General features: G+C 71.1%; 9 protein-coding genes. 4 read left to right on the top strand and 5 right to left on the bottom strand.

Annotated features, from left to right (window positions below):
* The 4 genes from J0695_RS15795 to J0695_RS15810 form a co-directional block, all read left to right on the top strand.
* The coding region (locus J0695_RS15795) for a beta-glucosidase family protein (RefSeq protein WP_206962680.1) at window positions 1-2,233 on the top strand (2,233 nt) is incomplete at its 5' end.
* A gap of 1 nt (window position 2,234) precedes the next feature.
* Window positions 2,235-3,854, top strand: coding sequence for a carboxylesterase/lipase family protein (locus tag J0695_RS15800; protein ID WP_206962681.1), 1,620 nt, complete (start codon window positions 2,235-2,237; stop codon window positions 3,852-3,854).
* Window positions 3,855-4,126: 272 nt separating this feature from the next.
* Complete coding sequence (locus tag J0695_RS15805) at window positions 4,127-4,795, top strand: potassium channel family protein (RefSeq protein WP_206962682.1); 669 nt, start codon at window positions 4,127-4,129, stop codon at window positions 4,793-4,795.
* Window positions 4,795-5,466, top strand: coding sequence for a potassium channel family protein (locus J0695_RS15810; protein ID WP_206962683.1), 672 nt, complete (start codon window positions 4,795-4,797; stop codon window positions 5,464-5,466). Before J0695_RS15805 ends, J0695_RS15810 begins: the two co-directional genes overlap by 1 nt.
* A 175-nt stretch (window positions 5,467-5,641) precedes the next feature.
* Here J0695_RS15810 and J0695_RS15815 read toward each other — a convergent pair whose 3' ends face one another.
* The 5 genes from J0695_RS15815 to J0695_RS15835 form a co-directional block, all read right to left on the bottom strand.
* Complete coding sequence (locus tag J0695_RS15815; protein WP_206962684.1) at window positions 5,642-6,400, bottom strand: DUF3159 domain-containing protein; 759 nt, start codon at window positions 6,398-6,400, stop codon at window positions 5,642-5,644.
* A gap of 3 nt (window positions 6,401-6,403) precedes the next feature.
* Window positions 6,404-6,754, bottom strand: a complete 351-nt coding sequence (locus J0695_RS15820) for an OB-fold nucleic acid binding domain-containing protein (RefSeq protein WP_372445775.1) — start codon at window positions 6,752-6,754, stop codon at window positions 6,404-6,406.
* Window positions 6,755-6,796: 42 nt separating this feature from the next.
* Window positions 6,797-7,492 carry a response regulator gene (locus tag J0695_RS15825; RefSeq protein WP_206962686.1) on the bottom strand — a complete coding sequence of 232 codons (696 nt, stop codon included), beginning with the start codon at window positions 7,490-7,492 and terminating at the stop codon, window positions 6,797-6,799.
* Between the two features lie 29 nt (window positions 7,493-7,521).
* Window positions 7,522-10,065, bottom strand: coding sequence for an ATP-binding protein (locus J0695_RS15830; RefSeq protein WP_206962687.1), 2,544 nt, complete (start codon window positions 10,063-10,065; stop codon window positions 7,522-7,524).
* Window positions 10,066-10,155: 90 nt separating this feature from the next.
* Complete coding sequence (locus J0695_RS15835; RefSeq protein WP_206962688.1) at window positions 10,156-10,890, bottom strand: ABC transporter ATP-binding protein; 735 nt, start codon at window positions 10,888-10,890, stop codon at window positions 10,156-10,158.

Below are 10,890 nucleotides of genomic sequence, written 5' to 3' on the forward strand. Positions count from 1 at the left end.
CCCCCCCCCCCCCCTCGCGGACGGACCCGCCGGCGTCCGCGTCACCGCCCACGCCACCGCGCTCCCCTCCCCCGTCCTGCTCGCCTCCGCCTTCGATCCGCAGCTGGCACGCAGATACGGCGAGGTCATCGGCCGCGAGGGCCGCGCGCTCGGCCAGGACGTGCTGCTCTCCCCGATGGTCAACCTCATCAGGACCCCCTACGCCGGACGCAACTTCGAGACCTTCAGCGAGGACCCGCTCCTCGCCTCCGACCTGGTCGCCGAGGAGATCGGCGGGATCCAGGGCGAGGGGCTGATCGCGACCGTCAAGCACTTCGCGCTGAACAACCAGGAGAAGGACCGCGACTCCATCGACGTGCGGGCCGACGAGCAGACCATGCACGAGCTGGAGCTGCGCGGCTTCGAGTCGGCGGTCCGTGCGGGCGCGGGCGCGGTGATGGGCTCGTACAACAAGGTCAACGGGACCTTCGCCTGCGAGAACAAGGAGCTGCTCACCGGGATCCTGCGGCAGCAGTGGGGCTTCGACGGCTGGGTGATGACCGACTGGTTCGCCGCGCACAGCACCGTCGCGGCGATCGCGGCCGGCCTCGACATGGAGATGCCGGGCGACATCTACTTCGGGGCCGCGCTGAAGAAGGCCGTCCAGGACGGCAGCGTCCCCGAGGCGTCGGTCGACCGCAGCGTGCGCCGCATCCTCGGCGTGATGGACCGCTTCGGACTGCTCGGCGGTACGGTGCCCGAGCGGCCCGCGCGCGACCCGGAGGCCGGGGCCGCGGTCGCCCGTGAGATCGCCGAGGCGGGCGCAACCCTGCTGCACAACCCCCGCCGCGCCCTGCCCCTGACCGGCTCAGCGGCCCATGACATCGCGGTCGTCGGACCCACCGGCGCCGTCCCGTTCGTCAGCGGCGGCGGCAGTGCGCATGTGATCCCCGACCACGCGGGGAGCCCCCTCGACGCCATCAGGTCACGGGCGGGACGCGGCGCACGGGTGTCGTACGCACTCGGCGAGGACCTCTTCGGCAAGACCCTGCCCCAGGGCGTGCTCACCCCGGGCACGGACCTCGACGACCGTCGCGTCGGCGCCGGGCAGACCTGGACGTACGACGGGACGCTGGGCGTCGACGCGGCCGACGAGTGGACCTTCGTCATCCACTACTCGGGCGCGGTGCGCCCCACGGTGCTGCTCGACGGGACGGAGCTCTTCCCGGTGCTGCCCGGCTACGGCGAGTACTTCTCCGGCGGCCTGACCTCGACCGCGCCCGACGGCCTGGCGATACGCCGCGCACCCGTCGCTCTGGCCAAGGGCGGACACCGGCTGCAGATCACCGCGCAGGGCGGCGACGCGGGACAGACGTTCCGGCTGCGCCGCATCACCAGCGCGACCAGGGCGGCCGATGTCGCCGAGGCCGTATCGGCCGCGCGCAGGGCCCGGAGCGTGGTCCTCTTCGCGTACGAGGACGCCACCGAGGGCAAGGACCGCACCACGATGGCGCTCCCAGGGCACCAGGAGCAGCTGATCGCGGCGGTCGCCGCCGCCAACCCGCGGACCGCGGTGGTCCTCAACACCTCGTCGGCGACGACGATGCCCTGGCTCGACGACGTCGCCGCCGTCCTGCAGATGTACTACCCGGGCCAGGAGGGCGCCGCCGCCACGGCCGCGGTGCTCTTCGGCGACTGCGACCCTGGCGGCCGGCTCACCCAGTCCTTCCCGGTCTCGGACACCCGCCACCCCACGGCGGGCGACCCGCTCCGCTACCCGGGCGTGGGCGGCAGGGAGGAGTACTCCGAGGGCATCCACCTCGGCTACCGCTGGTACGACGCACAGGGCGTCGAGCCACTGTTCCCCTTCGGGCACGGGCTCTCGTACACCTCGTTCGCCTATACGGACCTGACCGTGCACCCCTCCCGCGACGGCTTCGAGGCGCGGTTCACCGTGCGCAACACCGGGCGGCGCAAGGGAGTCGAGGTCGCCCAGGTGTACGTGGGCAGGTCGCCCGACCTGAAGCTCGACCAGGCCGTACGCACCCTCGCCGGCTACCGCCGGATCCACCTCGCGCCGGGCGAGCACCGCCGCATCACCGTGCGCGTCGCGGCCCGCACCCTCTCCTCCTGGGACGCGGGACGTCACGGCTGGGTGCTCGGCACCGGCCGTCGCACCGTCCGGGTGGGCTCCTCCTCGCGCGATCCCAGGCTGACCAGGGCCGTTGTCATCGGCCACGGAAGGGGCAACTGACATGAGGATGATCGTCGCCGCACTCGCTGCGGTCGTCGCGGCGGCCGTGCCCGCCCAGGCCGCCGCACCGCACCACGACAGCAGCACCCTCGTCCGGACGCAGGACGGCTGGGTGCGCGGGCAGTCCACCTCGGAGGGGCGCCAGTTCCTCGGCATTCCGTACGCGCAGCCGCCCGTCGGTGCTCTGCGCTGGGCACAGCCGCGGCCGGCGAAGTCCTGGCAGGGCGTACGCAAGGCCACCGACTTCAGCAACCGTTGCGTGCAGAGCGCGAGTTGGGACCCCGGCTACCAGGACCCGACGTACACCGAGGACTGTCTCGACCTCAACATCTACGCACCTGAGGGCATCGGCTCCAAGCCCGTCATGGTGTGGCTGCACGGCGGCGGGCTGACCGCGGGCGCGGGCAGCGACATCGTTCCCGACGCCTTCGCGCGGCAGACCGGCACGGTCGTGGTGAGCGTCAACTACCGCCTGGGCGCGATGGGTTTCCTCGCCGCGGCCGGGCTCGACAAGGAGGCGTCGGACGGCGTCTCGGGCAACTACGGCATGCTCGACCAGCAGCTGGCGCTGCGCTGGGTGCGCGCGAACATCGGCCGCTTCGGCGGTGACGCCGGCCGGGTCACCGTCGCGGGCGAATCCGCGGGCGGCCGTTCGGTCTGCACCCAGCTCGCCTCGCCCACGGCACGCGGACTGTTCCGGGCAGGGATCATCGAGAGCGGTGCGTACGGCGACTGCGCGGCCCGCACCCGGACGACGGCCGCCGCGGCGGGCGCGGCCTTCGCGGCGAAGCTGGGCTGCGGCTCGGCCGGGGACACCGTGGCCTGTCTGCGCGGCAAGTCGGCGCAGGAGGTCCTCGCGGCACAGTCGGGCTTCGACTGGGGCCCCGTGGCGGGCGGGACGTTCCTGCCGCAGCAGCCTGCCGAGGCCGTCGCGTCCGGACGCGCGGCGAACGTGCCGGTGCTCAACGGTGCCAACCAGGACGAGGGGCGCCTCTTCGCGTACGGCTCGTACGACGGCCAGGGCAGGCCCCTGACCGCGGCCGCCTATCCGGGCGCCCTGACTGCGGCCTTCGGCCCGGAGACGGGAGCCAAGGCCCTCGCCCGCTACCCTCTGGCCGCCTATCCGTCCCCGACCCTCGCCTATGCGGCGGCCGTGGGCGACCAGCTGATGGCCTGCCCGGCCCTGCGCCTCGACCGGAACCTCGCGGGACGAGAACGAGGACGAGGACGAGGACAAGGACGAGGAGGTGCACCCGTATACGCGTACGAATTCGCCGACCGCACATCACCGCCCTTCGCCTCGATCCGGGAAGCCGGAAAGACGTTCGACTTCGGCGCGACCCACGTGAACGAGGTCCAGTACCTCTTCAAGCACTTCGGCCTGCCGACGCCGCTCAACGCCGAGCAGGGCGCCCTCGCCCGGCAGATGGTGCAGTACTGGGGCTCGTTCCTCCACGGCTCCGCGCCCCGCGCCGCGGGGCAGCCCGCCATGCCTGACCAGCGCACCCACCCCGACCGCACCCTGGTGCTGCGCACCGCGTCGGCCGGCGGCAACGCCGTCTCCGCCACCCTCGCCGCCGCGCACGGATGCAGCCTCTGGGACTCCGCCGCGGCGGAGTGAGAGAGCCGGCGCCCGGCGTGCGCTTCAGGGGGGTGCGCGCCGGGCGCCCGTACAGCGGGGAGGCCGGGATCACTGACTCGTGACGTGACGGATGCTTCGTTCGGCTGTACGGGTAGCGTGTCGGATGACGGCGAAGCGGGCACCACCGTGCTGTCGTGTCGCCAGATCCGAGCCGCGTTGCCCAGTTTCTGCCCCAGCCCGGGGCACGGAAGGACAGAAGATGATGAACGTGCAGGTCAAAGCCCCGCTGGACAGGGTGAGGTAGGGGCCCGATGCACATCGTCATCATGGGCTGCGGGCGAGTGGGGGCCGCTCTCGCGCAGACCCTGGAGCAACAGGGGCACACGGTCGCCGTGATCGACCAGGACCCCACGGCCTTCCGCCGTCTGGGCGCAGGGTTCGGCGGCCGTCGTGTCACCGGGGTCGGCTTCGACCAGGACACCCTGCGCGAGGCGGGGATCGAGGAAGCCGGCGCGTTCGCCGCGGTGAGCAGCGGCGACAACTCGAACATCATTGCCGCCCGGGTGGCGCGCGAGATGTACGGCATCGAGAACGTCGCCGCCCGCATCTACGACCCCCGCCGTGCGGAGGTCTACCAGCGTCTGGGCATCCCCACGGTCGCCACCGTCAGCTGGACCGCCGACCAGATGCTGCGCCGGCTGCTGCCGTCCGGCGCCGAGCCGCTGTGGCGCGACCCCAGCGGCGGCGTACAGCTGGCCGAGGTGCACACGTCGGCCGCCTGGATCGGGCACAAGATCAGCAAGCTGCAGGAGGAGACCGGCGTACGCGTCGCCTTCCTCACGCGCCTGGGCGAGGCGGTCCTGCCGACCTCCCAGACGGTGCTCCAGGAGGGCGACCTCGTCCACGTGATGATGCACACGGACGAGGTGGAGAAGGTCGAGGCGGTCTTCGCCCAGGGTCCCGAGGAGGCCGGTCACTGATGCGTGTCGCAATTGCCGGAGCCGGCGCCGTGGGACGTTCCATCGCGGCCGAGCTCCTGGAGAACGGGCACGAGGTTCTCCTCGTCGACAAGGCCCCGACCGCCATCTCGGTGGAACGGGTCCCGATGGCCGAGTGGCTGCTCGCCGACGCCTGCGAGATCAACTCGCTCGACGAGGCCGCACTGCAACGCTGCAATGTGGTGATCGCGGCGACTGGGGACGACAAGGTCAACCTGGTCGTCTCGCTGCTCGCCAAGACCGAGTACGGGGTGCCGCGGGTCGTGGCCCGCGTCAACAACCCCAAGAACGAATGGCTCTTCAACGAGTCCTGGGGCGTCGACGTCGCGGTCTCCACGCCGCGTCTGATGTCGGCGCTGGTGGAGGAGGCGGTGAGCGTCGGCGATCTCGTACGGCTCATGCGCTTCAGCCACGGCGACGCCAACCTGGTCGAGCTCACGCTGCCCCCGGAGTCGGCGCTGGCCGGCACCTCGGTCTCCGACGTGGCCTGGCCCGAGGACACCTCGCTGGTCACCATCATCCGCGGCACGCGCGTCCTGACGCCGGGCCCGGAGGAGACCTTGGAGGCGGGCGACGAGCTCCTCTTCGTGGCCGCCCAGGCCCGCGAGGAACAGCTGGAAGACCTGCTGTCGGTACGACGAGAAACGGCCTGACTCCCGCCTCAGACCTCCGGGCCTCCTCAGCCACTGTGGGCAAAACAAGCCCCTCCGGCGATTGAGGAGCGGGGGTCTGGGGGCGGAGCCCCCAGGGCGGGGTCCAAGCCCGCCGCAGGCGCACGACGAGGGCCCGGGACCACTGAGGTCCCGGGCCCTCGTCGCGTAAAAAGAACTACGCCTCGCTCTGCCGGCCGGCGGCAGCCTCCCGCGCCTTCTCCGCCTGCTCCTCCGCCTCCATCTCCGCAAAGACGTCGATGGGCGCGGGCGCCTTCGACAGGAAGACCCACGTCAGATAGATCGCCAGCAGCATCGGCGGCAGCTTCAGCGCGATGACCACCCAGCCGAACTGCGTGGTGTCCCCCCACCAGTACAGCGGGAAGAGGATCGCGTACTTGGCCAGGAAGATGAGCCCCCAGGCCCAGCTCGCCTTCATGTACGCGGATTTACGGCCGGGATTCCTGGTCCGCCAGGAGAGGTTCTCCTTGAAGATCGGCCCGAGGATCAGCCCGATCAGCGGGAATCCGAGCAGCGCGGAGACGATGTACGCCAGCCCCGTGCCCACGCCGTACAGCATCCCCGGCAGGTAGAAGTTCTTGGCGTCGCCGGTGAACATCGAGAAGACCACACCGATGACGACCCCGAAGACACCGCTGAAGGCGTGCTTGGCCGTGTCCCTGCGGACCAGCCGCACGGCGACCAGCACCAGCGAGACCGCGAGCGCGGCGATCGCCGCGGAGTGCAGGTCCTGGTTGATGGTGTAGATCATCACGAAGAGCAGACCGGGGAGAATCGTCTCCGCCATGCCTCGTACGCCGCCGAATGCCTCGGACAGCGCCGCTTCCGTGACGGCTTTCGCGTCGGCGTCGGCGGAGGCGGAGGTGTGGCTGTCCTGCTGATCCGGTGTGGTGGTCGGCTTGTCGATCGACGTCACCGGCTACTCCTGTCCGAGCGGTCGCAGTTCGTACTTGGGATTGAAGAGCACCCTGCGGCCGTGGCTCATGGAGATCCGGCCGGAGGCGATCAGTTTGCGGCCCGGCTCTATGCCCACGATGGAGCGCCGGCCCAGCCACACCACGTCCAGCGGGGCCGTGCCGTCGAACAGCTCGGCCTCCAGGGCGGGCACGCCCGCCCGAGGGCGCAGGGTGACCGTGCGCAAGGTACCAGTCACCTTGACGATCTGCCGGTCTCCACAGTCCGTGATACGGGTGCACCCGGTGGCCTGTGTGTCCTCCTGCAGCTCCGCGGAGTGCAAGTCTTCCTGGGACGACGACAGCCTGTCGATCATCCGGCGAAAGCGGCCGGTCGGCTTAGCGCTCATACGGGAAGCCTAACGCTCGAAGCGGTAACCCATTCCCGGCTCGGTGACGAAGTGCCGGGGGTGAGAGGGGTCTGTCTCCAGCTTGCGCCGCAGCTGAGCCATGTACACCCGCAGATAGTTGGTTTCTGTGCCGTACGAAGGCCCCCAGACCTCCTGGAGCAGCTGCTTCTGGCTGACCAGACGGCCCGTATTCCGTACGAGTACCTCAAGGAGGTGCCATTCGGTCGGGGTCAGGCGCACGTCCCTGCCCTCCCGGTGGACTTTCTTCGCGGCGAGGTCGACGGTGAAACCTTCTGTCTCGACCAGTGAGACGTTCTCGCCGTCGCCGTCCGCGCCGCCGACCGGCTCGGCCCTGCGGACCGCGGCGCGCAGCCGGGCGAGGAGCTCGTCCATGCCGAAGGGCTTGGTGACGTAGTCGTCGGCGCCCGCGTCGAGCGCCTCGACCTTCTCGTCGGAGGTGTGGCGTGCGGAGAGCACGAGGATCGGGACACGGGTCCAGCCGCGCAGGCCCCTGATCACCTCGACGCCGTCCATGTCGGGCAGACCGAGGTCGAGGACGACCACGTCGGGGTGGCGCGCGGCGGCGAGCTGGAGGGCGGTGGCGCCGTCGGGGGCCGCGTCGACCTCGTACTTCCGCGCCTTGAGGTTGATCACGAGGGCGCGGACGATCTGCGGCTCGTCCTCGACCACCAGGACCCGGGTCATGGCATTCCTGCTTTCTGCTGTCGGAGGGGTCATGAGGTGACCTGGGCGGGGAGATCGGCGGGGGCGTAGGTGTAGCCCTGTACCGCCTTGAGGGTGAGGACCATGGTCATGCCGCCGCCGGGGGTGTCCTCGGCGGTGAGCGTGCCTCCCATGGACTCGACGAATCCACGGGCGACGGCCAGGCCGAGGCCCACACCGGCGCCGCGCGGGGCGTCGCCGTACCGCTGGAAGGGCTCGAAGATCTTGTCCTTGGCGTCGTCGGGGACGCCGGGGCCGCGGTCGGTGACCCGGACCTCCACGCGGTCGGCCATGGCGCTGGCGGAGACCTGTACGGGCTCACCGTCGGGGCTGTATTTCACGGCGTTCTCGACGATGTTGGCGACGGCCCGCTCCAGCAGGCCCGGGTCCACCGCGACCATCGGCAGAGACTCGGGGATGTCGAGCTCCGCGCTGCCTTCCGGTACGCCGCCGAGCGCCATCGGGACCACCTCGTCGAGGTCGATCTCGCGGATCAGGGGCGTCACGGTGCCGGTCTGCAGCCGGGACATGTCGAGGAGGTTGCCCACCAGGTGGTCGAGGCGGTCCGCGCCCTCCTCGATTCCCGCGAGGAGCTCGGCCTCGTCCTCGTCCGACCACTGGATGTCCTCGGAGCGCAGCGAGCTGACGGCCGCCTTGATGGAGGCGAGCGGGGTACGCAGGTCGTGGCTGACGGCGGCCAGCAGGGCGGTGCGGATGCGGTTGCCCTCGGCGGAGCGGCGGGCCTCCTCGGCCTCGCCGACGAGGCGCTGGCGGTCCAGTACGACAGCGGCCTGGGCGGCGAAGGCGCCGAGCACCCGGCGGTCCTCGGCGGGCAGTACGCGCCCGGAGAGGGCCAGCGCCATGTTGTCGCCGATCGGCATGTCGACATCGGCGTCCTCGGGCCGGGCGAGCGGCCGGGGTCCGACGCTGCCCGCGCAGGTCCAGGGGTCGACGTCGCTCGCGCGCTCCAGAAGGACCACGGACTCCATGGCGAAGGTTTCCCGTACGCGCTCCAGAAGGGCGTCCAGGGTCGTCTCGCCGCGCAGCACGCTGCCCGCGAGGAAGGAGAGGATCTCGGACTCGGCGCGCAGCCTGGCGGCCTGGTGGGTGCGGCGGGCGGCCAGGTCGACCACGGAGGCGACCGCGACCGCCACCGATACGAAGATCACGATGGCGACGATGTTCTTGGGGTCGGAGATCGTCCACCGGTGCAGCGGCGGGGCGAAGAAGTAATTGAGCAGCAGCGAGCCGAAGGCCGCCGACGCGAGCGCGGGCAGCAGGCCGCCGAGCATGGCCGAGGCCACCGTCAGGGACAGGAAGAGCAGCATGTCGTTGGCGAGGCCGAGGTCGGCGCTGCTGTTGGTGAGCAGGACGGCGAGGAGTGCCGGGCCCGCGACCCCGGCCAGCCAGCCCCAGATGATCCGCACCTTGCCGAGCCGTGCGCCGCGGGCGACGGGCAGCCCGCGTCCCTTGGCGACGTGGTCGTGGGTGACGATGTGGACGTCCAGGTCGGGCCCGGAGTCGCGGGCCACGGTCTGGCCGACGCCGGGGCCCAGGATGTACTGCCAGGCCTTGCGGCGGCTGGAGCCGAGGACGATCTGGGTGGCGTTGACGCCGCGTGCGAACTCCAGGAGCGCGGGCGGGATGTCGTCGCCTATGACGTGGTGGAACGTTCCGCCCAGGTCCTCGACCAGGGTCCGCTGGACCGCGAGCTCCTTGGGGGACGCGGAGGTCAGCCCGTCGCTCCGGGCGACGTACACGGCGAGGATCTCGCTGCCTGACCCCTTGGCCGCCATCCGGGCGGCGCGGCGTATCAGCGTGCGCCCCTCGGGGCCGCCGGTGAGGCCGACGACGATGCGTTCGCGGGCCTGCCAGGTGGCGCGGATGTTGTGCTCGCCGCGGTACTGCTGGAGGTATTCGTCGACCCGGTCGGCCAGCCAGAGCAGCGCGAGTTCGCGCAGGGCGGTGAGGTTGCCGGGGCGGAAGTAGTTGGAGAGGGCCGCGTCGACCTTGTCGGAGGTGTAGATGTTGCCGTGCGCCATACGGCGGCGCAGCGCCTGGGGCGACATGTCGACGAGCTCGATCTGGTCCGCACGTCGCACGACCTCGTCGGGGACGGTCTCCCGCTGCCGTACGCCGGTGATCGACTCGACGACGTCGCCCAGCGATTCCAGGTGCTGGATGTTGACGGTGGAGACGACGTCGATCCCTGCGGCGAGCAGCTCCTCGACGTCCTGCCAGCGCTTGGTGTTGCGGGAGCCGGGGACGTTGGTGTGCGGCAGCTCGTCCACGAGGGCGACGGCAGGTTTGCGCTCCAGGACCGCGTCCACGTCCATCTCGGTGAAAACGGTCCCGCGGTACTCGATCTCCCGGCGCTGGATCTGCTCAAGGCCGTGCAGCATCACCTCGGTGCGCGGCCTGCCGTGGTGCTCGACAAAGGCGACGACGCAGTCCGTGCCGCGCTCCATACGGCGGTGCGCCTCGGACAGCATCGCGTACGTCTTGCCGACGCCCGGTGCCGAGCCGAGATATATCCGGAGCTTCCCGCGTGCCATGCCTTGACTTTACGGTGAAAGAAACGGGCATTCCGGGCAAGAGGTGGCAGTGATGATCCTCTTGACGTCTCTCTGACGCGTCCGCCCGGCTCAGCTGTGCTCGACGATGTGTCCGTCGCTCAGTTCGAGCACCCGGTCGGCCAGGCTCAGCAGCTGGTTGTCGTGGGTGGCCACGAGCACCGTCACGCCCTCGCTCCGTACGACCGCGCGCAGCAGCTCCATCACCGCGAGCCCGGTCTCCGCGTCCAGCTGTCCTGTCGGCTCGTCCGCGATCAGGAGCGCCGGCTTGTTGGCGAGCGCGCGGGCGATGGCGACGCGCTGCTGCTGGCCGCCGGAGAGCTCGCCGGGGCGCTGCTGGGCGTGGTCGGCCAGGCCGACCAGGGAGAGCAGCAGCTCGACGCGCTCCTCGCGTTCGCGCGGGTCGGTCTTGCGCAGGCGCATGGGGACGCCGACGTTCTCGGCGGCGGAGAGGATGGGGATCAGGCCGAAGGACTGGAAGATGAAGCCGATACGGTCGCGGCGCAGCTCCAGGAGACCGTTCTCGCCGAGGCCCGAGAGGTCGGTGCCGTCCACGGTGATCCGGCCCTCGTCCGGGCTGTCGAGCCCGCCGACCAGGTTGAGCAGAGTCGTCTTGCCGGAGCCCGAGCGCCCCTTGAGGGCGACAAGCTCGCCGCGCGGTACGTCGAAGGAGACCCCGCGCAGGGCGTGGACGGCGGCGGGCCCGGTCCCGTACGACCGGTGCAGGCTCTCCACCTCGATCATCGGGCGGCCGGACGGATCCTCGGCCACGGCCGTCCCGGACTTGCCTCTGGTGCTCTCGGTCAT

Source organism: Streptomyces beijiangensis, from assembly GCF_017315755.1.
In the GTDB taxonomy this organism is placed as follows: Bacteria; Actinomycetota; Actinomycetes; order Streptomycetales; family Streptomycetaceae; genus Streptomyces; species Streptomyces beijiangensis.